21 protein-coding genes are annotated in these 24,646 nt (G+C 55.3%); 16 read left to right on the plus strand and 5 right to left on the minus strand.

The genetic code is table 11. The annotated features are described in order from the left end of the window. The first annotated feature begins 117 nt into the window (after positions 1-117). From phnL to phnP, 5 genes are read left to right on the plus strand one after another with little or no spacing between them, the layout of a single operon-like run. On the plus strand, positions 118-807 hold the full coding sequence (phnL, locus tag VSR74_RS20025; RefSeq protein WP_347796319.1) for a phosphonate C-P lyase system protein PhnL: 690 nt from the start codon (positions 118-120) through the stop codon (positions 805-807). Continuing rightward, a complete protein-coding gene (gene phnM, locus VSR74_RS20030; protein WP_347796320.1) occupies positions 794-1,930 on the plus strand; it encodes an alpha-D-ribose 1-methylphosphonate 5-triphosphate diphosphatase in 1,137 nt (378 codons plus the stop codon). Before phnL ends, phnM begins: the two co-directional genes overlap by 14 nt. Next, complete coding sequence (gene phnN / locus VSR74_RS20035) at positions 1,930-2,487, plus strand: ribose 1,5-bisphosphokinase (RefSeq protein WP_347796321.1); 558 nt, start codon at positions 1,930-1,932, stop codon at positions 2,485-2,487. Before phnM ends, phnN begins: the two co-directional genes overlap by 1 nt. After that, positions 2,474-2,908, plus strand: coding sequence for an aminoalkylphosphonate N-acetyltransferase (phnO, locus tag VSR74_RS20040; protein ID WP_001612198.1), 435 nt, complete (start codon positions 2,474-2,476; stop codon positions 2,906-2,908). Before phnN ends, phnO begins: the two co-directional genes overlap by 14 nt. Position 2,909: 1 nt before the next feature. Continuing rightward, positions 2,910-3,668: a phosphonate metabolism protein PhnP gene (gene phnP, locus VSR74_RS20045; RefSeq protein ID WP_347796322.1), complete on the plus strand. Its 759-nt coding sequence runs from the start codon at positions 2,910-2,912 to the stop codon at positions 3,666-3,668. Positions 3,669-3,673: 5 nt separating this feature from the next. On the opposite strand, the gene yjdP is transcribed toward phnP, so the two are convergent. Beyond that, positions 3,674-3,997 (minus strand): DDRRRQL repeat protein YjdP, encoded by a 324-nt coding sequence (gene yjdP / locus VSR74_RS20050; protein WP_347796323.1) that lies wholly within the window; start codon positions 3,995-3,997, stop codon positions 3,674-3,676. A gap of 221 nt (positions 3,998-4,218) precedes the next feature. Here yjdP and VSR74_RS20055 point away from each other — a divergent pair, with 221 nt between their 5' ends. The 6 genes from VSR74_RS20055 to fdhF all read left to right on the plus strand — a co-directional run bounded on the left by VSR74_RS20055 (position 4,219) and on the right by fdhF (position 13,507). Further along, positions 4,219-6,198, plus strand: coding sequence for an alkyl/aryl-sulfatase (locus VSR74_RS20055; RefSeq protein WP_347796324.1), 1,980 nt, complete (start codon positions 4,219-4,221; stop codon positions 6,196-6,198). 214 nt (positions 6,199-6,412) lie between these two features. Then, entirely contained in the window at positions 6,413-6,697 is a 285-nt protein-coding gene (locus VSR74_RS20060) for a YtcA family lipoprotein (protein WP_347796325.1), read from the plus strand. 9 nt (positions 6,698-6,706) lie between these two features. After that, positions 6,707-7,738 carry a multidrug transporter subunit MdtN gene (gene mdtN / locus VSR74_RS20065; protein WP_347796326.1) on the plus strand — a complete coding sequence of 344 codons (1,032 nt, stop codon included), beginning with the start codon at positions 6,707-6,709 and terminating at the stop codon, positions 7,736-7,738. Next, positions 7,738-9,720, plus strand: coding sequence for a multidrug efflux transporter permease subunit MdtO (gene mdtO / locus VSR74_RS20070; RefSeq protein ID WP_347796404.1), 1,983 nt, complete (start codon positions 7,738-7,740; stop codon positions 9,718-9,720). Before mdtN ends, mdtO begins: the two co-directional genes overlap by 1 nt. Next, complete coding sequence (locus VSR74_RS20075; protein WP_347796327.1) at positions 9,717-11,165, plus strand: MdtP family multidrug efflux transporter outer membrane subunit; 1,449 nt, start codon at positions 9,717-9,719, stop codon at positions 11,163-11,165. Before mdtO ends, VSR74_RS20075 begins: the two co-directional genes overlap by 4 nt. Before the next feature lie 194 nt (positions 11,166-11,359). Continuing rightward, on the plus strand, positions 11,360-13,507 hold the full coding sequence (fdhF, locus tag VSR74_RS20080) for a formate dehydrogenase subunit alpha (protein WP_347796328.1): 2,148 nt from the start codon (positions 11,360-11,362) through the stop codon (positions 13,505-13,507). A 171-nt stretch (positions 13,508-13,678) separates the two neighbouring features. Here the strand turns inward: fdhF and gltP are convergent, their stop codons facing one another. After that, positions 13,679-14,992: a glutamate/aspartate:proton symporter GltP gene (gene gltP / locus VSR74_RS20085; protein WP_347796329.1), complete on the minus strand. Its 1,314-nt coding sequence runs from the start codon at positions 14,990-14,992 to the stop codon at positions 13,679-13,681. A 413-nt stretch (positions 14,993-15,405) separates the two neighbouring features. Between gltP and acs the strand changes: the two genes are divergently transcribed. The 3 genes from acs (at position 15,406) to actP (ending at position 19,393) form a co-directional block, all read left to right on the plus strand. After that, positions 15,406-17,364, plus strand: a complete 1,959-nt coding sequence (gene acs, locus VSR74_RS20090; RefSeq protein ID WP_347796330.1) for an acetate--CoA ligase — start codon at positions 15,406-15,408, stop codon at positions 17,362-17,364. Between the two features lie 68 nt (positions 17,365-17,432). Continuing rightward, the gene (locus tag VSR74_RS20095) at positions 17,433-17,747 is read left to right on the plus strand and encodes a DUF485 domain-containing protein (protein WP_347796331.1); all 315 of its coding nucleotides are present in this window, start codon (positions 17,433-17,435) and stop codon (positions 17,745-17,747) included. Further along, positions 17,744-19,393 (plus strand): cation/acetate symporter ActP, encoded by a 1,650-nt coding sequence (gene actP, locus VSR74_RS20100; protein WP_347796332.1) that lies wholly within the window; start codon positions 17,744-17,746, stop codon positions 19,391-19,393. The genes VSR74_RS20095 and actP overlap by 4 nt, the downstream gene beginning before the upstream one ends. Before the next feature lie 223 nt (positions 19,394-19,616). Here actP and VSR74_RS20105 read toward each other — a convergent pair whose 3' ends face one another. After that, positions 19,617-21,185: a hypothetical protein gene (locus VSR74_RS20105; protein WP_347796333.1), complete on the minus strand. Its 1,569-nt coding sequence runs from the start codon at positions 21,183-21,185 to the stop codon at positions 19,617-19,619. Positions 21,186-21,232: 47 nt separating this feature from the next. Here VSR74_RS20105 and VSR74_RS20110 point away from each other — a divergent pair, with 47 nt between their 5' ends. Then, positions 21,233-22,528 carry a Gfo/Idh/MocA family protein gene (locus VSR74_RS20110; protein ID WP_347796334.1) on the plus strand — a complete coding sequence of 432 codons (1,296 nt, stop codon included), beginning with the start codon at positions 21,233-21,235 and terminating at the stop codon, positions 22,526-22,528. A 17-nt stretch (positions 22,529-22,545) separates the two neighbouring features. Here VSR74_RS20110 and VSR74_RS20115 read toward each other — a convergent pair whose 3' ends face one another. Then, positions 22,546-23,211 (minus strand): LrgB family protein, encoded by a 666-nt coding sequence (locus tag VSR74_RS20115; RefSeq protein WP_347796335.1) that lies wholly within the window; start codon positions 23,209-23,211, stop codon positions 22,546-22,548. Beyond that, positions 23,204-23,614: a CidA/LrgA family protein gene (locus VSR74_RS20120; RefSeq protein WP_347796336.1), complete on the minus strand. Its 411-nt coding sequence runs from the start codon at positions 23,612-23,614 to the stop codon at positions 23,204-23,206. The genes VSR74_RS20115 and VSR74_RS20120 overlap by 8 nt, the downstream gene beginning before the upstream one ends. Positions 23,615-23,717: 103 nt before the next feature. On the opposite strand from VSR74_RS20120, the gene VSR74_RS20125 reads away from it, so the two are divergent. Continuing rightward, on the plus strand, positions 23,718-24,602 hold the full coding sequence (locus VSR74_RS20125) for a LysR family transcriptional regulator (RefSeq protein ID WP_347796337.1): 885 nt from the start codon (positions 23,718-23,720) through the stop codon (positions 24,600-24,602). Positions 24,603-24,646 lie beyond the last annotated feature (44 nt).

A 24,646-nucleotide genomic window follows, 5' to 3' on the forward strand; every position in this document is an offset into this window, starting at 1 on the left:
GAAAAACGTGCCGTATTTAACACCACGCACGATCAGTCCCCTCTCCCCTTCGGGGAGAGGGTTAGGGTGAGGGGGCAATGTGCACCGATCCCTAATATGCGAACCACGAGGCGAAAAATGATAAACGTACAAAACGTCAGTAAAACCTTCATCCTGCACCAGCAAAACGGTGTACATCTGCCCGTCTTACAGCGCGCCTCGCTCACGGTAAACGCAGGCGAATGCGTGGTGCTGCACGGTCACTCCGGCAGCGGGAAATCAACCCTGCTGCGCTCACTCTACGCCAACTATCTGCCCGACGAAGGGCAGATTGAGATTAAACACGGTGACGAGTGGGTCGATCTGGTGACAGCCCCGGCGCGTAAAGTGGTGGAGATCCGCAAAACCACCATCGGCTGGGTGAGCCAGTTCCTGCGCGTTATTCCGCGCATTTCGGCGCTGGAAGTAGTGATGCAACCACTGCTCGATACCGGCGTGCCGCGTGAAGTCTGCGCCGCCAAAGCTGCGCGTCTGCTCACGCGCCTGAACGTACCGGAACGTCTGTGGCATCTTGCGCCCTCCACGTTCTCCGGCGGCGAACAGCAGCGCGTCAACATCGCGCGCGGTTTTATCGTCGACTATCCCATTCTGCTGCTCGATGAACCTACCGCCTCGCTGGACGCTAAAAACAGCGCCGCTGTCGTTGAACTGATCGCTGAGGCGAAAGCTCGCGGCGCGGCCATCGTCGGCATCTTCCACGACGAAGCCGTGCGTAATGACGTCGCCGACCGCCTGCACCCAATGGGAGCCCTTCATGATTATCAATAACGTCAAACTGGTGCTGGAAAACGAAGTAGTACACGGCTCACTGGAAGTACAGGACGGTGAAATCCGCGCCTTTGCTGAAAGCCAGAGCCGACTGCCCGAGGCGATGGACGGCGAAGGCGGCTGGCTGCTGCCGGGGCTGATTGAGCTGCACACAGATAATCTGGATAAATTCTTCACCCCACGCCCGAAAGTGGACTGGCCCGCCCACTCGGCGATGAGCAGCCACGACGCGCTGATGGTGGCAAGCGGCATCACCACCGTGCTGGATGCGGTGGCGATTGGTGATGTGCGCGACGGCGGCGATCGGCTGGAGAATCTGGAAAAAATGATCAACGCCATCGAAGAGACGCAGAAACGCGGGGTCAACCGCGCCGAGCACCGTCTGCACCTGCGCTGCGAACTGCCGCACCACACCACGCTGCCGCTGTTTGAAAAACTGGTGCAGCGCGAGCCGGTGACGCTGGTCTCCCTGATGGATCACTCGCCGGGCCAGCGCCAGTTCGCTAACCGCGAGAAGTATCGCGAATATTATCAGGGCAAATACTCCCTTACCGATGTCCAGATGCAGCAGTATGAAGAGGAGCAACTGGCGCTTGCTGCGCGCTGGTCGCAGCCGAACCGCGAAACCATTGCCGCCATCTGCCGCGCCCGCCGTATTGCGCTCGCCAGCCACGATGATGCCACCCACGCACATGTTGCTGAATCCCACCAGCTTGGCAGCGTGATCGCTGAATTTCCCACCACGTTTGAAGCGGCGGAATCGTCGCGCAAGCACGGGATGAACGTGCTGATGGGCGCACCAAATATCGTGCGCGGCGGTTCGCACTCGGGCAACGTGGCGGCGAGCGAGCTGGCGCAGCTTGGCCTGCTGGATATCCTCTCTTCCGACTACTACCCCGCCAGCCTGCTGGATGCGGCGTTTCGCGTGGCTGACGACGACAGTAACCGTTTCACCCTGCCAGAAGCCATTAAGCTGGTCAGTAAAAACCCGGCGCAGGCGCTTAATCTTCAGGATCGCGGTGTCATTGCCGAGGGTAAACGCGCCGACCTGGTGCTGGCGCACCGTAAGGGCGAAAACATTCATATCGACCACGTCTGGCGTCAGGGAAAAAGGGTGTTCTGATGATGGGAAAACTGATTTGGCTGATGGGGCCATCCGGCTCCGGAAAGGATAGCCTGCTGGCGGCGCTACGCCAGCGAGAACATACGCAACTGCTGATCGCGCACCGTTACATCACCCGCGATGCCAGTGCGGGTTCTGAAAACCATATCGCCCTGAGCGAACAGGAGTTTTTTGCCCGCGCCGGGCAGCAGCTATTCGCCTTAAGCTGGCATGCCAACAACTACTATTATGGCGTCGGGCTGGAGATTGACCTCTGGCTACACGCCGGGTTTGACGTGGTAGTCAACGGCTCGCGCGCGCATTTGCCGCAGGCGCGGGCACGCTATGAATCCGCGTTGCTCCCCGTTTGTTTACAGGTTTCACCGGAGATCCTGCGCCAGCGGCTGGAAAGCCGTGGGCGAGAAAATGCCAGCGAAATTAACGCCCGCCTGGCGCGCGCCGCCCGCTATACTCCACAGGATTGCCATACGCTCAATAATGACGGCAGCCTGCATCAATCGGCTGAGATGCTGCTGGCGTTGATAAACCAGAAGGAGAAAAAGTATGCCTGCCTGTGAGCTTCGCCCTGCCACGCAGTACGATACCGACGCGGTTTATGCGCTGATTTGTGAGCTAAAACAGGCGGAGTTTGACCATCACGCGTTTCGCGTGGGCTTTAACGCCAACCTGCACGACCCGAACATGCGCTACCATCTGGCGCTGCTGGATGGTGAGGTTGTCGGCATGATCGGCCTGCATTTGCAGTTTCATCTGCATCATGTGAACTGGATAGGTGAAATTCAGGAACTGGTGGTGATGCCGCAGGCGCGTGGGCTGAACGTCGGCAGCAAATTACTGGCGTGGGCGGAAGAAGAAGCTCGTCAGGCCGGAGCCGAAATGACCGAGCTTTCCACCAACGTGAAGCGCCACGACGCACACCGTTTTTACCTGCGCGAAGGCTACGAGCAGAGCCATTTCCGCTTCACGAAGGCGCTATAACATGAGCCTGACCCTGACGCTCACCGGCACCGGCGGCGCGCAGGGCGTTCCGGCGTGGGGCTGCGACTGCGCCGCCTGCGCCAGAGCGCGGCGCTCGCCGCAGTATCGCCGCCAGCCATGCAGCGGCGTGGTGAAGTTTAACGAGGCTGTCACCCTGATCGACGCCGGGCTGCACGATCTCAGCGATCGCTGGTCGCCCGGATCTTTCCAGCAATTTTTACTGACGCACTACCATATGGATCACGTACAGGGGCTGTTCCCACTGCGCTGGGGAGTGGGCGACACGATCCCGGTCTACGGCCCGCCGGATGAACAGGGCTGTGACGATCTGTTTAAACATCCGGGGCTGCTCGATTTCAGCCACACGGTGGAGCCGTTTGTGGTGTTTGATTTGCAGGGGTTGCAGGTAACGCCGCTGCCGCTCAACCATTCGAAACTCACTTTCGGCTATTTGCTGGAAACGGCGCATAGCCGGGTGGCGTGGCTTTCTGACACCGCTGGCCTGCCGGAAAAAACGGTGAAGTTTTTGCTCAATAACCATCCGCAGGTGATGGTTATTGATTGCAGCCACCCACCGCGCACGGATGCGCCACGGAATCACTGTGATTTAAACACCGTGCTGGCGCTGAACGACGTCATCCGCTCGCCGCGGGTGATTCTGACGCATATCAGCCACCAGTTTGATGCGTGGCTGATGGAGAATGCGCTGCCGCAAGGGGTTGAGGCCGGGTTTGATGGGATGGCGATAGTGTTAGAGTGAAAGCGTCACCGTTCGTACTCATCCTCCAGCCTTTGCTGCTCATCCTCTAACTGTCGCCGCTCCTGATCAAGCTGGCGCTGGCGGTCATCCAGTTGTCTGCGACGATCCTCCAGTTGGCGGCGACGGTCGTCATACTGCCGACGGCTGTTATCATCCCGATAGCGCCCATCGTCGTAATCGCGATCGTCATCGTCACTGACGCGCTCGCTGGAAGGGTTGTAAGCATCGTTAATCGCCTGCTGAATATTGCCAATCGCATCATCAATCACATCGGCATGAGCAAGCGGGCTCATCAGCATAAACAGCAACACAGTAAGGTAACGTTTCATCAGGAAAGTCTCACGCAGCCAGAGTGAGAAGACGTTAATGAAACGTTAGAAAGTAAAACAGCGGAGTAATCTCAAATTTAAACCGCACGATAACCTAACAATAATAGTTAATTTGATCACAGGGAAAATATCCTGATGAAAAAGTTATTATTATAATGGTCTTCATTTTTACCTCTTTTGTTATTTAGATAACAAATAATTAAATGGAGATTAGATATTTTATGAATGGAAATTTTAAGTTAACCAGAATGTGTCTGGCATTGACCACCGTTTTAGGCCTGATGACAAATACAGTCGGTGCAGCAGAAACGGTAAAAGATGCAACGCCATACACCAAATCAGTCAACCAGCAGTATCAACAATCACTTCCCTTTAACGACCGTCAGGATTTCGAAGATGCCCAGCGCGGATTTATCGCACCACTGTTAAATGAAGGCATTTTAAAAACACCGGACGGGAAAACCTATTATCGGGCGCTGGATTATCAGTTTGATATCAATGCGCCAGCGCCGGACACCATCAACCCAAGTCTGTGGCGCCAGTCACAGATCAATGGCATTTCGGGTTTATTCAAAGTCACCAATCGCATGTATCAGGTGCGCAGCCAGGATATCTCGAATATTACCTTTATCGAAGGTGATACCGGTATTATCGTCGTCGACCCGCTGGTGACGCCCAATGCGGCAAAAAACAGTCTCGACCTCTACTACAAACACCGCCCGCAGAAACCGATTGTGGCGGTGATTTACACTCACAGTCATACCGACCACTATGGCGGCGTGAAAGGGCTTGTCTCTGAAGCTGATGTGAAATCAGGCAAAGTACAAATCATCGCCCCGGAAGGGTTCATGGAAGAGGCGATCAGCGAGAACGTGCTGGCGGGTAATATCATGAGCCGCCGCGCACTCTATTCCTACGGCCTGCTGCTGCCGCATAACGCCCAGGGAAACATCGGCAACGGGCTCGGCGTGACGCTGGCAACCGGCGACCCGAGCATCATTGCGCCTACCCGCATCATCACTAAAACCGGTCAGAAGCTGAATATCGACGGCCTTGATTTCGAATTTCTGATGGCGCCGGGCAGCGAAGCGCCGTCAGAAATGCATTTCTACATTCCGGCGTTGAAAGCGCTTTGCACCGCGGAAAACAGTACCCATACTCTGCATAATTTCTACACCCTTCGCGGCGCGAAAACGCGTGATGTGGCTAAGTGGACGACCTACCTCAACGAGACGCTGGATAAATGGGGTTCACAGGCAGAAGTCTTGTTTATGCCGCACACCTGGCCGGTTTGGGGTAATCAGCACATTAACGATTACATCGGCAAATATCGCGACACCATCAAGTACATTCATGACCAGACGCTACATTTAGCGAATCAGGGTTACACCATGGATGAGATTGGCAACATGATCCACCTGCCAGAAACGCTGGATCACAACTGGGCCAGCCGGGGTTACTACGGTTCCGTCAGTCATAACGCCCGCGCGGTCTATAACTTCTATCTCGGCTATTATGACGGTAATCCAGCAAACCTGAATCCGTATGGCCAGGTGGATATGGGTAAACGCTATGTCAAAGCGCTGGGTGGCTCCGCACACGCCATTAACCTCGCTCGCGACGCCTATAACCAGGGCGATTATCGCTGGGCATCAGAACTACTTAAGCAGGTCATTGCCGCCGACCCAGGCGATCAGGTAGCGAAAAACCTGCAAGCCGATACCTTCGAACAGTTGGGCTACCAGGCGGAATCCGCCACCTGGCGCGGTTTCTACCTGACTGGCGCAAAAGAGCTACGGGAAGGTGTGCATAAGTTTGCCCACTCCAGCACCGCCTCTTCAGACACCATCAAAGGCATGAGCGTAGAAATGCTGTTTGATTATCTGGCTGTCCGTCTGGATAGCGAAAAATCAGCAGGTAAAAACATCAGCCTGAACTTCAACCTCGACAACAACGATAACCTGAATCTGTCGCTTAACAATAGCGTATTGAACTATCGCAAAGCGTTACAGCCGAAAGTGGATGCCTCTTTCTACATCAGCCGTAGCGATCTGCATGATGTACTCGTCGGTCAGGTGAAAATGGCCGATCTGGTAAAAGCGAAAAAAGTAAAAGTTATCGGCAACGCCAATAAATTGGATGAAATTATTTCTTGCATGGATAATTTTGAACTGTGGACTAACGTTGTCACACCTAATTAACCTCTCAACGTCCGGGCGCATAATGTGCCCGGACGTAATTCCATTAATTAAAAACATATAAAAGGAAAATAAATAATCACAACAAATAAGTTATGAATGCGGTGAAGAAATAAAGCCATTTACTCTTCGACAAAAGCAGACATACTGTCGTTTTATTACAGCGAAAACGACATCACCCAGGGATATTGCTCGCGATAAAAGGATGTATTTTATTATGCCGACCGTAAAACCCAGTATTGTAATAACGCTAAGAAAAATATGTTGGCTCATGCCCGCTCTACTGCTTGCAGGGTGCTCATTATCCCCCTCCATCCCATTAATTGGCGCCTATTATCCAGGCTGGCTTTTTTGCATTATCGCGGGCGTCATTTTTACCCTCATCACTCGACGGGCAGTCTTACGTTTTTTTGATGCGCCAGCATTTTCCGGCGTCATTTACACCGCCCTCTTAGCCATCTACTCCATGCTGTTCTGGCTGGTATTTTTTAACTCACTTTGAGACGCGCTCATGGAAAGCTCCGCGAAGAAAGCTCCTCGTAATAAATTACCCGCGCTGGCGCTGGTACTGCTGGCAATTGTCGTTCTGATATACGTCATCTGGCGGGTCGACAGCTCGCCCGTCACGGATGATGCCTACGCCTCAGCGGATACCGTCGACGTCGTACCCGAAGTCAGCGGTCGCATCGTGGAACTGGCAGTTACCGATAATCAGCAGGTAAAACAAGGCGATCTGCTATTTCGTATCGACCCGCGCCCCTATGAAGCTAACCTGACCAGGGCTGAAGCCTCTCTTGTGGCGCTGGAGAAGCAAATTATGCTGACCCAACGCAGCGTGGATGCCCAGAAATTTAGCGCGGACTCCGTCCAGGCTGCGGTTGAAAAAGCTCGCGCTGCCGCAAAACAGACAACAGATACTCTGCGGCGTACTGAGCCGCTGCTGGCACAAGGCTTCGTCTCGGCGGAAGATGTCGACAGGGCTCGTACCGCGCAGCGCGCCGCCGAAGCCGATCTCAACGCCGTTCTGTTACAGGCGCAATCTGCCGCCAGCGCCGTGAGCGGCGTGGACGCGTTGGTTGCCCAGCGCAACGTGATTCAGGCCGAGATAGCACTCACCAAACTGCATCTCGACATGGCGACGGTGCGCGCGCCTTTTGATGGCCGCGTGGTGGCGCTGAAAACATCGGTTGGCCAGTTCGCCTCCGCGATGAAACCCATTTTCACCCTTATCGATACGCGTCACTGGTACGTTATCGCCAACTTCCGCGAAACGGATCTGAAAAATATTCACCCCGGCACACCCGCGACGATCCGTCTGATGAGCGATACGGGCAAAACCTTTGCAGGGAAAGTTGACTCAATCGGCTATGGCGTCCTGCCTGACGATGGCGGGGTTATACTCGGCGGCCTGCCGCGCGTCTCGCGCTCCATCAACTGGGTTCGCGTCGCCCAGCGCTTCCCGGTCAAAATCGTAGTAGATAAACCGGACGACGAGATGTTCCGCATCGGCGCGTCGGCCACCGCCAGTCTTGAGCCGCAATGATGAATGCGCTCAACGCTCTGCCGATGCCGCTGGCCAGGCTGCTGGCATTTTTTCATGAAGAACTGAGCGAGCAGCGTCCTGGCCGTATGGCCCAGACGCTGCAACTCTGGGCAGGCTGTCTGATTGTGGTGCTGATCTCCATGACCTTCGAGATCCCCTTCCTGGCTATCTCGTTGGCGGTACTGTTTTACGGCATTCAGTCCAATGCCTTTTATACCAAATTTGTGGCGATCCTCTTCGTCGGCGCCACTGTACTGGAGATGGGTAGCCTGTTTCTGATCTATAAATGGTCGTATGGCTATCCGTTGATCCGCATCGTGATTGCCAGCCTGATCCTCATTGGCTGCATGTTTCTGATGCGTACCCACAAACTGGGGCTGGTGTTCTTCGCAGTGGCCATTGTGGCGATTTACGGGCAAACCTTTCCCGGTATGCTTGATTATCCGGAAATCGTCCTGCGCCTGACGTTGTGGTGCATCGTGGTGGGTCTTTACCCGACGCTATTGATGGTGCTGATAGGGGTGCTGTGGTTCCCGTCGCGGGCGATTAGCCAGATGCACGACGCGCTGAGTGCGCATCTGGGCGATGCCGTCGATCGCTTAACGCAATCTGTCGCGCCAACAGGCGAAAAACAGCTTGAGCGCGACGCGCTGGCGCTGCAAAAACTGAATGTTTTCTGCCTGGCGGATGACGCAGAGTGGAAAAATCACAGCGCATGGTGGCTAGCCTGCGTCGCTACCGTAACTTACCTGCGTAACACACTTAACCGCTTCGACACGACTGCCTGGGCGGATGATTTGGCGGTACAGAGCATGTTGCCGAAACTGGCGACAGAAATGCGCGCGCTGTCCAACGCAATCAGCATCGGCGAGCCATGGCAAGGAAGCTGGCAGCCAACGGCTGAAGAGCTTACCGCCGCACAGCGCTGCGGCCTTGGCGGCGTTTGTCAGGCGTTAATTCAGCTTGGCCAAATGGATCCGCAAACGCCATCGGCGCCAGCGGTAAAACAGCCGTCGATGGCTGCGGACGCGTGGAGTAATCCCGACTATATCCGCTATGCGCTGAAAACGCTGCTGGCCTGCATGATTTGCTATATCTTTTACTCCGGCGTCGACTGGGAAGGCATCCACACCTGCATGCTCACCTGCGTTATCGTCGCGAACCCCAGCATCGGCTCCTCTTATCAGAAGATGGGCCTGCGTTTTGGCGGCGCATTCATCGGCGCCATTCTGGCGCTGTTGTTTACTCTGCTGATCATGCCATGGCTGGATAACATTGCTGAGTTGCTTTGTGTACTGGCACCGATTTTCCTTCTCGGATCATGGCTGGCGACCAGTTCCGAACGTTCCTCATACATCGGTACGCAAATGGTGGTCACTTTTGCGCTGGCAACGCTTGAGAACGTCTTCGGCCCCACCTATGACCTGGTCGAGATCCGCGACCGCGCCATCGGCATTCTGATTGGCACCGCGGTCTCTGCCGTAATCTACACTTTTATCTGGCCCGAAAGCGAAGCCCGGACGCTGCCGCAAAAACTGGCAGGGGCGCTGGGGCTGCTCGCCAAAGCCATCCGCCTGCCGCATACCCAGGGCGGCGCGGCGTTGAGTGGCTATGTGCAATTGCGTATCGGCTGCCACGCCGCATTCAACGCCAGCGAAGAGATGTGTGAACGCGTGGCGCTGGAGCGCCATCTTCCTGCCGACGAACGCGATAGGTTAGTCCGCCATAGCCAGGCGGTGATCCTTCAGGGGCGTGAAATACTTTACGCATGGGATAGCCAGCCCAACGCACCGCATGCCGCTGCGCTTGCTGACGCGCTGGATGCCTACGCCAGCAGTCTGCCGCAGGGCAACAGCCCCACCCCCATATTGAGCCCAACTGCGCGAGGAAACCCTGCCGCGCAGCACATCACTCTTTTACCCGACTGGAGCAACCCGCCGCCCCCAGAGGCCATGCGGGCGCAAGGAGCTATGCCACGATGACCCGACACTTTTCCCGCTTGCTGATTTGCAGCCTGCTCGGCACCACCACGCTGCTCTCTGGCTGCGCGTTGATCCGCAAAGACGGAACGCCGAGCCCGCAGATCGCCCCCGAGCAGATTAAGCTCGCCGACGACATTCATCTGGCAAGTCAGGGCTGGCCGCAGGCGCAATGGTGGAAACAGTTTAACGATCCGCAACTGGATGCATTGATTGTGAAAACCCTTGCGGGATCGCATACCCTGGCTGAGGCAAAACAACATGAAGAAAAGGCGCAGTCGCAGGCTGAACTGCTGGAGGCGGGGTCGCGTCTGCAGATGGCCGCGATTGGCATGCTTAACCGCCAACGCGTCTCGGCCAGCGGCTTTCTGAGCCCCTACGCCATGGACGCGCCGCGTTTAGGCATGGACGGGCCGTATTACACGGAAGCGACCGTTGGCGTGGTCGCCGGGTTTGATCTCGATTTGTGGGGCGTGCATCGTTCAGCCGTCGAGGCCGCGATAGGCGCAAAAAACGCGGCGCTGGCAGAAACAGCCGCCGTCGAACTGTCGTTGACCACGGGCGTCGCCCAGCTTTATTACAGCCAGCAGGCGAATTACCAGATGCTTGATTTACTGGAGCAGACGCGAGATGTCATTGATTACGCGGTTCAGGCGCATCAAAGCAAAGTAAACCGGGGTCTGGAAGCAAAAGTACCGTGGCACGGCGCGCGCGCGCAGTTGCTGGCGGTGGAAAAGCAAATAGCCGCCGTGAAGGGGCAAATCAAAGAGACGCGGGAATCGTTGCGCGCCATCGTCGGCACAGCGGATATGCCGGACATCAAACCGATGGCGCTGCCGCAGGTCGAGACCGGGTTACCGGGGTCGCTCTCTTATGAACTGCTGGCTCGTCGTCCGGATCTTCAGGCAATGCGCTGGTACGTACAGGCTTCGCTGAGCCAGGTTGATGCAGCGCGCGCCCTCTTCTATCCCAGCTTCGATATCAAAGCGTTCTTCGGCTTCGACGCCATTCATCTTGAGGACATGTTCAAAAGCCCAAGCAAGCAGATCAACTTCATCCCCGGCCTGCGCCTGCCACTGTTTGACGGCGGGCGTTTGAACGCCAATCTGGCGAGTACGCGCGCCAGCAGCAATATGCTGATTGAGCGCTACAACCAGTCGGTGCTCAACGCAGTACGCGATGTGGCGATTAACGGCTCGCGCCTGCAAACGCTTAACGACCAGCGCGTGATGCAGACCGAGCGCATCGACGCCGCGCAGTATACTCAGGCAGCCGCGCAGGCTGCCTATAAACAAGGACTCGGCAGCCGCCTGCAGGCAACCGAAGCCCGGCTCCCGGTGCTGGCGGAACAGATGTCGCTGGTAATGCTTGATACCCATCGCGTGGTTGAGAGTATTCAGCTCATCAAATCGCTGGGCGGCGGTTATCAGGCCATTAATCAGAAATAACCCTCGCGCCGTGTGTCCCGTCACACGGCGCGCTTTCGACACGTCAAAACTGACGACAGACTGTTTTTCGTCAGGGTTTTGACTAAAAAAGCCTCGTAATATCCGTGAATGCCCACAATAAAAACATGGCATAGAACCTGCATAATAAATGCCGTTAAGCGCGTTTACGCTGATTGATAACTGGAGCAAGACCGATGAAAAAAGTCGTCACGGTTTGCCCGTATTGCGCCTCAGGTTGCAAAATCAACCTGGTGGTCGATAACGGGAAAGTCGTTAAGGCTGAAGCGGCGATGGGGAAAACCAACCAGGGTACGCTGTGCCTGAAGGGTTATTACGGCTGGGATTTTATCAACGATACCCAGATCCTGACTCCGCGCCTGAAAAGCCCAATGATCCGTCGCCAGCGCGGCGGCAAGCTGGAAGCCGTCTCCTGGGACGAAGCCCTGAATTACGTTGCTGACCGCCTGAGCGCGATCAAAGCAAAATATGGCCCAGACGCCATTCAAACGACCGGCTCCTCTCGTGGCACCGGGAATGAAACCAACTATGTGATGCAAAAATTTGCGCGCGCCGTTATTGGTACCAATAACGTCGATTGCTGCGCACGTGTCTGACACGGCCCATCGGTTGCAGGTCTGCACCAGTCGGTCGGTAATGGCGCAATGAGTAATGCCATCACAGAAATTGATAACACGGATCTCGTGTTCATCTTCGGGTATAACCCGGCAGATTCACACCCGATTGTGGCGAATCACGTGATTAACGCCAAACGCAATGGGGCAAAAATTATCGTCTGCGATCCGCGCAAAATTGAAACCGCGCGCATTGCTGATATGCACATCGCATTGAAAAACGGCTCGAACATCGCGCTGCTCAATGCTATCGGGCATGTCATTATCGAAGAAAATCTGTATGACCAGGCGTTCGTCGCAGGCCGCACAGAGGGCTTCGAAGAGTACCGTAAAATTGTTGAAGGCTATACACCGGAGTCCGTCGAAGAGATTACCGGCGTGAGCGCGCAGGAAATTCGCCAGTGCGCCCGCATGTATGCTTCCGCCAAAAGCGCGGCGATCCTGTGGGGCATGGGTGTAACCCAGTTCTATCAGGGCGTGGAAACCGTGCGTTCACTGACCAGCCTGGCGATGCTCACCGGCAACCTTGGGAAACCGAGCGTCGGCGTCAACCCGGTTCGTGGTCAGAACAACGTACAGGGCGCGTGCGATATGGGCGCACTGCCGGATACCTATCCGGGTTATCAGTACGTCAAATTCCCGGAAAACCGCGAGAAGTTCGCCAAAGCCTGGGGCGTTGACAGCCTGCCGGAACACACCGGTTATCGCATCAGCGAACTGCCGCACCGCGTCGCGCATGGTGAAGTCCGTGCCGCCTATATTATGGGTGAAGATCCGCTCCAGACTGACGCTGAACTCTCTGCCGTGCGTAAAGCGTTCGACGAACTGGAACTGGTGATTGTGCAGGATATCTTTATGACCAAAACCGCCTCGGCGGCCGACGTCATTCTGCCGTCCACCTCCTGGGGCGAGCACGAAGGGGTTTACACCGCGGCTGACCGTGGCTTCCAGCGTTTCTTCAAGGCCGTTGAGCCGAAATGGGATCTGAAAACCGACTGGCAGATCATCAGTGAAATCGCCACCCGCATGGGCTATCCGATGCACTACAACAACACCCAGGAAATCTGGGATGAGTTGCGTCATCTCTGCCCGGACTTCCTCGGTGCGACCTATGAAAAAATGGGCGAGCTGGGCTATGTCATGTGGCCGTGCCGCGATGAATCTGACGCCGACCAGGGTACGTCGTATCTCTTCAAAGAGAAATTCGACACCCCGAACGGGCTGGCGCATTTCTTCACCTGCGACTGGGTTGCGCCGATTGACAAACTCACCGACGAGTATCCGATGGTGCTCTCCACGGTGCGTGAAGTGGGCCACTACTCCTGCCGTTCGATGACCGGTAACTGTGCGGCGCTGGCGGCGCTGGCGGATGAACCAGGCTATGCGCAAATCAACACGGCTGACGCGGCTCGCCTCGGCATTGAAGATGAAGCGCTGGTGTGGGTCAATTCACGCAAAGGGAAAATCATTACCCGCGCTCAGGTGAGCGATCGCCCGAACAAAGGCGCGGTGTACATGACCTACCAGTGGTGGATTGGCGCGTGTAACGAGCTGGTGAGCGAAAACTTAAGCCCGATTACCAAGACGCCGGAGTACAAGTACTGCGCGGTCAACGTTGAGCCGATTGCGGATCAACATGCGGCTGAGCAGTATGTGATTGACGAGTACAACAAGCTGAAATCCCGTCTGCGCGAAAGCGCGTTGGGTTGATGATGTTGAGCCCCTCACCCCGGCCCTCTCCCAAAGGGAGAGGGTGAAAACCGGCGCTGTATTTAAGTACGCGCACCATCGGTTCCCTCTCCCTTTGGGAGAGGGTTAGGGTGAGGGGCAAACCAAAAAAAACGGGGATGAAAATCATCCCCGTTTTTTTATTGGCGAATGTTACAAATCCGCTTTCTTATCAAATTTACCCAGCACATCGCGCTCATACGCCAGCGCTTTTTTACGGTCAAATTTGTGTTCCCACTTGGCGATAACCAGCACCGCCAGCGCATTGCCCACCACATTCAGCGCAGTACGCGCCATGTCGAGGATACGGTCAACACCGGCGATAAACGCCAGGCCTTCCAGTGGAATACCGACGCTGCCTAACGTTGCCAGCAGTACCACGAACGATACGCCCGGTACACCGGCAATCCCTTTCGACGTTACCATCAGGGTCAGCACCAGAATGATTTCCTGCCAGATAGAGAGATCAATCCCGTAAAGCTGCGCGATAAAGATAGCTGCAATACTCTGATACAGGGTGGAGCCATCGAGGTTGAAGGAGTAACCGGTCGGAACCACGAAGCTGGTGATCGCCGGCGGCGCACCGTAGGCTTCCATCTTCTCGATAATACGCGGCAGCACGCTCTCGGAGCTGGCGGTGGAATACGCGAGAATCAGTTCATCTTTGAGGATGAGGATCAGCGTCCAGATGCTCAGTTTGCACATCTTCGCCACCGCACCCAGCACCACCAGCGCGAAGAACAGAATCGCGGCGTATACCAGGATAACCAGCTTCGCCAGCGGCCACAGGGAGGCAAAACCAAAGTTTGCCACCGTCACTGAGATCAGCGCGAAAACCCCCACCGGCGCATATCGCATCACCATATGGGTGACTTTAAACATGGTTTCGGAGATGGAACGGAACACCGTCACCAGCGGTTCACGATGGGTCGCTGGCAGTGAAGAGAGCCCCAGACCAAACAGCACCGAGAAGAAGATGATCGGCAGCATATCGCCCTTCGCCATCGACGCAATGATATTGGTCGGCACCAGCGAAAGAATGGTTCCCATCAGGCCGTGGGCGTGGCTCTGCACATCCGCAGTGGTGCTCTGGTATTTCGAAATATCCACCGTCGCCAGTTGCGACATATCAATGCCCGCACCCGGCTGGAAGACGTTGGCCAGCGTAATCCCGAGGATAATCGCCACCGTGGTGATCACTTCGAAATAGATAATGGTTTTCGCGCCGATACGGCCAAGCTGTTTGGCATCGCCCACACCTGCGATCCCCACGATGAGCGTGGAGATAACAATCGGTACGACGATCATTTTAATCAGATGGATAAAGATATCACCCGCCGGTGATAAAAGGTTAGCAATCAACCACTCACGGCTATCACTTTGATAATGCAGGTAACTGCCCAGCAGAATACCCAGCACAAGGGCAATCAAAATCTGCCAGGCGAGGCTGATTCTCGTTTTTTTCATAACAACAGACTTCCTCAATGAAAGCTACCATTCCAAAAGGGAATGACATCTACTTGAAAGGGATGATTTGTGTTGCGTTTGTTTATGGGGTTTTTTAACGCGCAGTATCAGTATCATCTGGATGGCATCGCGCGCAACCCTTTAAGAACAGGGCTTTTCACTGCAAACACGCATATTCTCATTAATTTCTACCAATAAACTATTATAAGTTTTTGTTATAAATAATATTTTTTAGTGCCAATTTTCATAAATAACGATCCGCAATTATATTCCTTCAAAGAATTGAATGCGCATTATTTGAACAATACAAGTAATGCGTGATCTGCCGCCCAAATAGTAAACAAAGCTTGTAAAGACCCTACAATTAACTTTTTTGCGACATATTATTAACATCTTACAAGGAGAAAAAAAGCATGAGCCAAATACACAAACACTCGATTCCTGCGAACATTGCAGACCGTTGCCTGATTAACCCAGAGCAATACCAGCAGAGATATCAGCTCTCCATCTCCGACCCGGATGCGTTCTGGGGGGAAGAGGGCAAAATTCTCGACTGGATCAAGCCTTACACCAGGGTCAAAAATACCTCGTTTGCGCCAGGCAATATCTCTATCAAATGGTATGAGGATGGCACCCTGAACCTGGCGGCAAACTGCCTGGATCGTCATCTTAAAGAGCGTGGCGACCAGACCGCTATTATCTGGGAAGGCGACGACGCCAGCCAGAACAAAAATATTACCTATAAAGAGCTGCATCGCGACGTCTGCCGCTTCGCCAACGTCCTGCTGTCACTGGGCATTAAAAAAGGTGATGTGGTCGCTATCTATATGCCGATGGTGCCGGAAGCCGCTGTCGCCATGCTGGCCTGCGCCCGCATTGGCGCAGTGCATTCCGTCATCTTTGGTGGTTTCTCACCGGAAGCGGTCGCCGGGCGTATTATTGACTCCAGCTCGCGCTTAGTGATCACCGCCGACGAAGGTGTGCGTGCCGGACGCGGTATTCCACTGAAAAAGAACGTCGATGACGCGCTGAAAAACCCGAATGTTAAAACCATCGAAAACGTGGTCGTGCTGAAGCGCACCGGCGGCAAAGTTGACTGGCATGAAGGCCGTGACCTGTGGTGGAGCGACCTGATTGAAAACGCCAACGACCAACATCAGCCGGAAGAGATGAACGCAGAAGACCCGCTGTTTATCCTCTACACTTCAGGCTCGACCGGTAAACCGAAAGGCGTACTGCACACCACTGGCGGCTACCTGGTCTACGCAGCCACCACGTTCAAATATACCTTCGATTACCATCCGGGTGATATCTACTGGTGTACCGCGGATGTGGGTTGGGTAACTGGCCACAGCTATCTGCTCTACGGGCCGCTGGCCTGCGGCGCGACGACGCTGATGTTCGAGGGCGTACCCAACTCTCCGACGCCAGCGCGTATGTGCCAGGTTGTCGATAAACACAAAGTAAACATCCTCTACACAGCTCCGACGGCGATTCGTGCCCTGATGGCGGAAGGCGATAAGGCGATTGAAGGCACTGACCGTTCCTCCCTGCGCATTCTCGGTTCCGTCGGCGAGCCGATTAACCCGGAAGCCTGGGAGTGGTACTGGAAAAAGATCGGCAAAGAGAAATGCCCGGTGATCGACACCTGGTGGCAGACCGAAACCGGGGGATTCATGATCACCCCGCTGCCAGGGGCAACCGAACTGAAAGCCGGTTCTGCCAGCCGTCCGTTCTTCGGCGTACAGCCAGCGCTGGTGGATAACGAAGGGAATCCGCAAGAAGGCGCAACCGAGGGTAACCTGGTGATCACCGACTCCTGGCCGGGACAGGCGCGGACATTATTTGGCGATCACGAGCGCTTTGAGCAGACCTACTTCTCCACCTTCAAAAACATGTATTTCAGCGGTGATGGCGCGCGTCGCGACGAAGATGGCTATTACTGGATAACAGGGCGTGTGGATGACGTACTGAACGTCTCCGGTCACCGCCTGGGAACAGCGGAAATCGAGTCGGCGCTGGTGTCACATCCAAAAGTGGCGGAAGCCGCCGTGGTCGGTATTCCTCACAATATCAAAGGCCAGGCGATTTACGCCTACGTCACGCTCAATCATGGTGAAGAGCCGACGCCTGCGCTGTATACCGAAGTGCGCAACTGGGTGCGTAAAGAGATTGGCCCGCTGGCAACGCCGGACGTGCTGCACTGGACGGACTCATTGCCAAAAACCCGCTCGGGTAAAATCATGCGCCGTATTCTGCGCAAGATTGCCGCGGGCGATACCAGCAACCTTGGCGATACTTCAACGCTCGCCGATCCGGGTGTAGTAGATAAACTGCTCGAAGAGAAGCAGGCGATTACCATGCCTTCATAACCGCGTTCCTCCCTCTCCCTTAAGGGAGAGGGAATTAAAACATCCCCCTTACCTCTGGAGACTCTGTGATGAATGACACCATTTATCAGCGGATAGAAGACAGTGCGCGTTTCAGGGAGTTAGTCGAAAAACGGCAACGGTTTGCCACCATTCTGTCGATTATCATGCTGGTGGTTTATATCAGCTTTATCCTTCTGATTGCTTTCGCGCCTGGCTGGCTCGGTACCCCGCTGCATGCGGGCACCAGCGTCACCCGTGGGATCCCAATAGGTGTTGGGGTGATTCTTATCTCCTTCGTCCTGACCGGTATCTACATCTGGCGCGCGAACGGTGAGTTCGATCGTCTTAACAAAGCCGTACTGCACGAGGTAAAAGCATCATGAAGAGAGTCCTGACGGCGCTTGCCGCCACACTACCCTTCGCCGCGAACGCAGCCGATGCAATCAGCGGCGCCGTACAGCGCCAGCCGACCAACTGGCAGGCGATTATTATGTTTTTAATTTTCGTCGTGTTTACGCTCGGCATTACTTACTGGGCCTCTAAACGTGTGCGTTCGCGTAATGACTACTACACCGCAGGCGGCAATATCACCGGTTTCCAGAACGGTCTGGCGATTGCAGGCGATTATATGTCCGCCGCTTCATTTCTTGGGATCTCCGCGCTGGTGTTCACCTCTGGCTACGACGGTCTGATTTATTCGCTGGGCTTCCTGGTGGGCTGGCCAATCATTCTGTTTCTGATTGCCGAGCGCCTGCGTAACCTGGGCCGCTACACTTTTGCCGACGTGGCATCTTATCGCCTGAAACAGGGGCCGATTCGTATCCTTTCCGCCTGTGGGTCACTGGTGGTAGTTGCGCTCTACCTCATCGCCCAGATGGTGGGCGCAGGTAAACTGATAGAACTGTTATTCGGCCTGAACTACCACATCGCGGTGGTGCTGGTGGGCGTGCTGATGATGATGTACGTGCTGTTTGGCGGCATGCTTGCCACCACATGGGTACAGATTATCAAAGCCGTGCTGCTGCTGTTCGGCGCGAGTTTTATGGCCTTTATGGTGATGAAACACGTGGGCTTCAGCTTCAATAACCTGTTCACTGAAGCGATGGCGGTTCACCCGAAAGGTGAAGCCATTATGAGCCCTGGCGGGCTGGTGAAAGACCCCATTTCCGCGCTGTCACTGGGCCTTGGCCTGATGTTCGGTACAGCAGGGCTACCGCATATTCTGATGCGCTTCTTCACGGTCAGCGATGCCCGCGAAGCGCGTAAAAGCGTGTTCTACGCCACCGGCTTTATGGGTTACTTCTACATCCTGACCTTTATCATCGGCTTTGGCGCCATCATGCTGGTGGGGGCGAATCCGGTCTATAAAGATGCGGCGGGCGCGCTGATTGGCGGCAACAACATGGCGGCGGTTCACCTGGCAAACGCGGTGGGCGGCAACCTGTTCCTCGGCTTTATCTCCGCTGTGGCCTTTGCCACCATCCTTGCGGTTGTTGCAGGGCTGACGCTTGCGGGCGCTTCCGCGGTCTCACACGACCTGTACGCGAACGTCTTCCGCAAAGGCGCGACCGAGCGTGAAGAGCTGCGCGTATCGAAAATCACCGTCCTGATCCTGGGGGTGATTGCCATCGTGCTGGGCGTGCTGTTTGAAAACCAGAACATCGCCTTCATGGTGGGCCTGGCGTTTGCGATTGCCGCAAGCTGCAACTTCCCGATCATTCTGCTCTCCATGTACTGGTCACGACTGACCACGCGTGGCGCAATGATGGGCGGCTGGTTAGGCCTGCTGACAGCGGTGGTGCTGATGGTTCTCGGCCCGACGATTTGGGTACAAATCCTCGGTCACGAAAAAGCCATTTTCCCGTATGAATACCCGGCACTGTTCTCCATTACCGTGGCATTCCTGGGGATCTGGTTCTTCTCGGCAACCGATAACTCCGAAGAGGGTAATCGCGAGCGTGAGCAGTTCCGTGCTCAGTTTATCCGTTCACAAACCGGCCTCGGCGTTGAGCAGGGGCGCGCGCACTAATGTTACGTATCCCCGGTCGAAAGGCCGGGGAGCATCCGCGAACAGATCACACTTTCAGACGCTGCAGGTGACGAATCTCACTGTTTAGAAGATACAGAAATTGATCCCTATCACATTGATTTTTTGAACCCTGCCGCATCTGTCACACTTTTCGCGACGTCCTCACGACTCCCCCTCTCCTCGCGTTCTCTGCAGACGACTTTTTAGCGCATCCTCCCTATTCTTAACGCATCGACAAGCTGCGGGCGAATCGACTCAGGCGCTCCGGATTTAGCAGCATAGAAAGAAACAGCGGGCTACCGGGTGGCGGTGTCTCCAGCCAGCGATCGAGGGTATCGGCATAGCGCAGCAGGGCATTCTGCTGTTCTGCAAGCGCGCTGGCGGAAAGCGCATGACCGTAGCGATCGTGCCAGATCAGTAACGTTACGCTTGTGGCGACGCGGGAAAACATCTGGCTGTAGACCTCGGCGCTACGCCAGGCCGCAAGCAACTGTTCCAGCGTGTCGTTCGGGCAGGTGATGCGTGGCATCAGTTCCCGCAGGCTCTGTACGGTATTGGCGGCAAGGAAACAGGCGGTCTCTTTTTCAAGCGTAATGAGTTCGCGCTGTTCATTGCCAAGCGCCGGGTCGTCAGTTGGCATCAGCGGCTGATAAGCCTGCATCCAGTTGGCGCTACGGGTATCCATGTGCAGCAGTTGCTGCGCCTGAGCAATACTTTCGGGGATCTGGCTCTGATAATGCATCCGCCGCCCCAGCAGATTGGGCGTTTTGCACAACCAGTCATAGCTGGTGTGCAGCAGAGCGGCCAGGCGCTGTTTGTCCTGTATTGAACGAAAGCGAAGCTGTTGTTGCCCGGCCCAGCGTTCGAAAGTGGAGGGCTCGTTATCCTGAAGCTGATTGGCGGTCGACAGGCCAAACAGGTTAATCGCGTTGGCCGAATCCATGACCCGGCTGTCAGGCAACCACTGCCAGCTTACGCGTGAGGTGATGGCTTCGATTTCATCTTCCGCCACGCTTAATGCCCAGCTCAGACGGCCGCTAATTTCGTCGGCGAGATAGCATGGCAGCGCCGTCCAGCCATAGCCGGTGCCGAAGAGATCGAACTCGATCCACTTATTGTGACCGGGCAGCGTGGCGATGTTGGGATGGTTAGCAAAGCCTGGATGGTAATCCAGCTCAGTGGCTTTGATGGAGGCGCGCACGTCGCCCGGTAGCGTGGCGAGAATGCCGGAAAGCTGCTGGCGCGGCCAACTGTCATCAATGAAATCGCGCAGCACCAGCTTTTTGCCCTGTCCGCGCAACAGGCTCCAGACCGAATGCAGGCTACGCTGCCAGCCGGATGTCTGAAACGCTGGCGTGGTCAGGCTGAGAATGACGCCGCTCAGGTGCGGCAGAGACTGTAATAACGGATGCATGATCGCCGCATAAAACTGCGGCCAGAAATCGGGCGCGCTTTTTTCTTCAAACGCCAGTTCGGGAAATTTGCGCTTAATAATGTCGTCCGTCGGCGCCGCTTCACCCTGAAGCCAGAACGATAAGTTATTTTCGGCCAGGTAACGGTCAACGCGCTTTAAATAAAGCAGCGCGTAATTTTGCTGATGAATAAGGTTCTCGACATTCAGTTTCTGACTCAATGGCGAGGGCGTAGCCAGAATAGAAAGCAATTCCTGTTGGTGCAGGATAATCCCGGTGAAACCATGCTGTTTCGCACTCTGCACGCCCTGAATAAACCAGGGCCAGTGCCAGATAAAGGTGCTATTCAGTTCCATCAACTGGTGGGGAATACGTTTCATCGCGACATCCTGACGTTATTTTGTCATTTATCATAATCGAGGAAACAATGAAAAAATATGCGCTGGTCGGCACGGGAGGACGTGCAGGTTTATATATTTCAGCAATTGGCGGTCAATGGCGTGAAAATGCCAAACTGGTTGCCTTCTGCGACACCAATCAGACGCGCATGAATTACGCCAATACGCTGCTGAAAAAAGAGGGAGCAGAACCTGTTTCCACCTGGAAAGCGGCGCAGTTTGAAGAGATGATCCGCGAAACCCGCCCGGACATTATTATCGTCACCACCATGGATCGCACCCACGATGATTATATTGTGCGGGCGCTACATGCAGGCTGCGATGTAATCACCGAAAAACCAATGACCATCGATGAACAGCGCGCCCTGCGCATTCTTGATGCCATTGAAGAGACGGGCCACACGGTACGCGTGGCCTTTAACTATCGCTATGCCCCGCACCACAGCAAAGTGCGCGAACTGCTGATGCAGGGGGTCATAGGCCAGGTGACGTCAGTACATTTTGAATGGCTACTCAACACCGAACACGGCGCAGACTATTTCCGTCGCTGGCATCGCGAAAAACGCAACAGCGGCGGCCTGCTGGTGCATAAATCCACCCATCACTTCGACCTGATGAACTTCTGGCTGGCAAGCTACCCGGAACGCGTTTACGCCGAAGGCAGCCTGCAATTTTACGGCAAAGAGAACGCCGAAAAGCGCGGCGTAACGCAGTTCTACCCACGAACGCACGGTTACTCACAAGCGAAGAATGACCCGTTCGCGCTGAACATGGCGGAGAACGCACAGCTTAAAGCGCTCTATCTGGACGCTGAACATGAAGATAACTACTTCCGCGATCAGAGCGTCTTTAGCGACGGGATCACAATCGAAGACACGATGTCGGTGCTGGTGAAATATCGGAACCAGGTACAGCTTACCTACTCTCTCAACGCCTATCTGCCATGGGAAGGGCTGAATGTGGTGTTTAACGGCACCGAAGGGCGTCTGGAGATGAAAATCATCGAGAAATCCTACGTTAACGCTGGCGGTAAACGCGAGAATGAAGGCAGCCTGGAGCAGTGCGACATCACTGTTTTCCCGATGTTCGCCGAACCGTGGAAAGCGGATTTCAGTCTGGGTGAAGGCGGCCACGGCGGCGGCGACAACGCCATGCTGGCGGATCTGTTTGGCGAGCCGGGCAACGACCCGCTACAGCGAGCCGCCGACCACCGCGCGGGTGCCATGTCGATCCTGACCGGTATTGCCGGGAATATCTCGATGCAGCAGCGGCGCCCGGTCAATTTCAAAGAGTTTGAACTGGTTTCCCGTCTCATCAGACATTAAGACGAAACCAGTAACGGTCAGAACATCACCCATCCCACCAGCGGCGCCACCAGCACCATCACGACGCCGGAGAGCATCATTACCAGACTGGCGACAACCCCCTCCTGCGGGCCAAGCTCGTAGGAGCGCGCCGTCCCGGCGCCGTGTGACGCGGCGCCAAACCCTGCGCCTTTCGCCATCCCTTCGCGGATGGAGAGCCGCAAAAACAGCACATCGCCAATCGCCATACCAAAAACACCCGTCACCACCACGAACAGCGCGACCAGATCCGGCTGCCCGCCGAGCGGTTTCGCCGCCGCCAGCGCAAATGGCGTCGTGACAGAGCGTACCGGCAGGGTAAACAAGCGCGCCAGCCAGACTGAACTGGTGACGGCAACCACCGTCGCCGTGATCACCCCGGCAGAAAGGGACATCCAGTGGCGCTTGATGATCGCCAGGTTGTCATACACCGGCACTGCAAAAGCGATAGTCGCCGGCCCCAACAACCACAGCAACCAGTGTGCTTCGCCCATATAGTTTTGATAGGAGATATGGCCAAACACCAGCATCAGCACCAACAGCACCGGGGTTAACACCAGCGGCATCAGCGGCAGTTTACGGAAGCGGCGATAGAGACGTTTGTTGGCGAAATAGAGCACCAGCGTAATGGCGAGACACAGCACGCTAAGCTGGAAGTTATTCATGGCGCATCCGGCTCACTTCATAGCGATATACTTTATCCACCACCCAGGCCGTCGCGCCAAGCACCATCATAGTACTGAGCCCAATAACCAGAAAAATACGCCAGCCATCAACCATCAGCAATTGCGCATAATTCACCACCGCAACCACGGCGGGCACAAAGAACAGCAGCATTTCCGCCAGCAGCCAGCGCGACCCGGCGCGAACCCACTTCAGCGGCACGATATGGCAGACAATCAGCGCCAGCATCAGCACCATCCCCACCAGGTTGGCAGGCAGTGGCAGGTTTAGCCAGTTCACCAGATATTCAGCAAAAACAAATAGCCCGGCGTACAAAACGACCTGCACCGGCACCTGAAGACGTTGCAAAACGGAGGGCAATACGCGCCCTAAGGCCTCAGCCATGAAAAGAGTGTCCAGAAATAATCAGAGAGGCACAGTATAGTGAGCGCACAGCGATGGCAGAAATGAATTAAACTCATCGCAGGTATAGTTTCGAGGCATAATCATGGACATAAGAACGCTGCGCTATTTCGTTGAAGTGGTTCGTCAGCAGAGCTTTACCCGCGCGGCGGAGAAACTCTTCGTAACGCAGCCGACTATCAGCAAGATGCTGAAAAACCTGGAAGATGAGCTTAACAGCACCCTTCTCATCCGCGACGGGCGTAAATTGCTGCTGACCGATACCGGGCAAGTGGTATTTGAGCGCGGGCTGGTGATCCTCGACGAATTTCGCCAGCTTGAAGCAGAACTGACCGATATCAACCATCTCAACAAAGGCCAGTTGCGGCTCGGCATTCCACCGATGGTGGGTATGATGATGGCCGGGCCAATCAGCCTGTTCCGCCAGCGTTACCCCGGTGTAGAACTCAAAGTGTCCGAGTTCGGCGGCCTGACAGTACAGCAGGCAGTGATGAACGGCGAACTTGATTTAGCCATGACCGCACTGCCGGTGGAAGAAGATAGCGGACTGGCGACGTTACCCTTGTTCAGCCACCCGCTCTGTGTGCTGGTTCCCCGTTCCGGCAAATGGCTGGAGCAAAATTCGGTTTCCCCCGAACAGCTTGCGGCGCATCCTTTGCTTATCTACAACGAAGATTTCGCCTTAAGCCGCCAGTTGATGCATCTTTTTAATCAGCACAACGTGAAGCCGCGCATCGCGGTGCGCAGCGGCCAATGGGATTTTCTGGCGGCAATGGTGCAGGCGGGGGTCGGTGTGGCGATTTTACCGGAGCCGATTTGCGAAAGGCTGGATGCGAAAACGCTCCGCTGGCTGCCGCTGGAGAGTGAATTGCACTGGCAACTGGGGATGATTTGGCGCGAAGGGGTTTATTTATCCCACAGCGCCCAGGCGTGGCTGAAGTGCTGTGAAGGGTTTTGGTTACCGAGGTAGGCAACCCTCTCCCACAGAGAGAGGGAACCGTTCGCAGATAAATG

The sequence above is a fragment of the Pseudocitrobacter cyperus genome, from assembly GCF_039889165.1.
In the GTDB taxonomy this organism is placed as follows: Bacteria; Pseudomonadota; Gammaproteobacteria; order Enterobacterales; family Enterobacteriaceae; genus Pseudocitrobacter; species Pseudocitrobacter cyperus.

What these genes read in the sequence shown, in the direction of transcription:
- phnL (WP_347796319.1), top strand. Translation starts at nt 118, where the DNA reads ATGATAAACGTACAAAACGTCAGTAAAACCTTCATCCTGCACCAGCAA.
- phnM (WP_347796320.1), top strand. Translation starts at nt 794, where the DNA reads ATGATTATCAATAACGTCAAACTGGTGCTGGAAAACGAAGTAGTACAC.
- phnN (WP_347796321.1), top strand. Translation starts at nt 1,930, where the DNA reads ATGATGGGAAAACTGATTTGGCTGATGGGGCCATCCGGCTCCGGAAAG.
- phnO (WP_001612198.1), top strand. Translation starts at nt 2,474, where the DNA reads ATGCCTGCCTGTGAGCTTCGCCCTGCCACGCAGTACGATACCGACGCG.
- phnP (WP_347796322.1), top strand. Translation starts at nt 2,910, where the DNA reads ATGAGCCTGACCCTGACGCTCACCGGCACCGGCGGCGCGCAGGGCGTT.
- yjdP (WP_347796323.1), bottom strand. Translation starts at nt 3,997, where the DNA reads ATGAAACGTTACCTTACTGTGTTGCTGTTTATGCTGATGAGCCCGCTT.
- VSR74_RS20055 (WP_347796324.1), top strand. Translation starts at nt 4,219, where the DNA reads ATGAATGGAAATTTTAAGTTAACCAGAATGTGTCTGGCATTGACCACC.
- VSR74_RS20060 (WP_347796325.1), top strand. Translation starts at nt 6,413, where the DNA reads ATGCCGACCGTAAAACCCAGTATTGTAATAACGCTAAGAAAAATATGT.
- mdtN (WP_347796326.1), top strand. Translation starts at nt 6,707, where the DNA reads ATGGAAAGCTCCGCGAAGAAAGCTCCTCGTAATAAATTACCCGCGCTG.
- mdtO (WP_347796404.1), top strand. Translation starts at nt 7,738, where the DNA reads ATGAATGCGCTCAACGCTCTGCCGATGCCGCTGGCCAGGCTGCTGGCA.
- VSR74_RS20075 (WP_347796327.1), top strand. Translation starts at nt 9,717, where the DNA reads ATGACCCGACACTTTTCCCGCTTGCTGATTTGCAGCCTGCTCGGCACC.
- gltP (WP_347796329.1), bottom strand. Translation starts at nt 14,992, where the DNA reads ATGAAAAAAACGAGAATCAGCCTCGCCTGGCAGATTTTGATTGCCCTT.
- acs (WP_347796330.1), top strand. Translation starts at nt 15,406, where the DNA reads ATGAGCCAAATACACAAACACTCGATTCCTGCGAACATTGCAGACCGT.
- VSR74_RS20095 (WP_347796331.1), top strand. Translation starts at nt 17,433, where the DNA reads ATGAATGACACCATTTATCAGCGGATAGAAGACAGTGCGCGTTTCAGG.
- actP (WP_347796332.1), top strand. Translation starts at nt 17,744, where the DNA reads ATGAAGAGAGTCCTGACGGCGCTTGCCGCCACACTACCCTTCGCCGCG.
- VSR74_RS20105 (WP_347796333.1), bottom strand. Translation starts at nt 21,185, where the DNA reads ATGAAACGTATTCCCCACCAGTTGATGGAACTGAATAGCACCTTTATC.
- VSR74_RS20110 (WP_347796334.1), top strand. Translation starts at nt 21,233, where the DNA reads ATGAAAAAATATGCGCTGGTCGGCACGGGAGGACGTGCAGGTTTATAT.
- VSR74_RS20115 (WP_347796335.1), bottom strand. Translation starts at nt 23,211, where the DNA reads ATGAATAACTTCCAGCTTAGCGTGCTGTGTCTCGCCATTACGCTGGTG.
- VSR74_RS20120 (WP_347796336.1), bottom strand. Translation starts at nt 23,614, where the DNA reads ATGGCTGAGGCCTTAGGGCGCGTATTGCCCTCCGTTTTGCAACGTCTT.
- VSR74_RS20125 (WP_347796337.1), top strand. Translation starts at nt 23,718, where the DNA reads ATGGACATAAGAACGCTGCGCTATTTCGTTGAAGTGGTTCGTCAGCAG.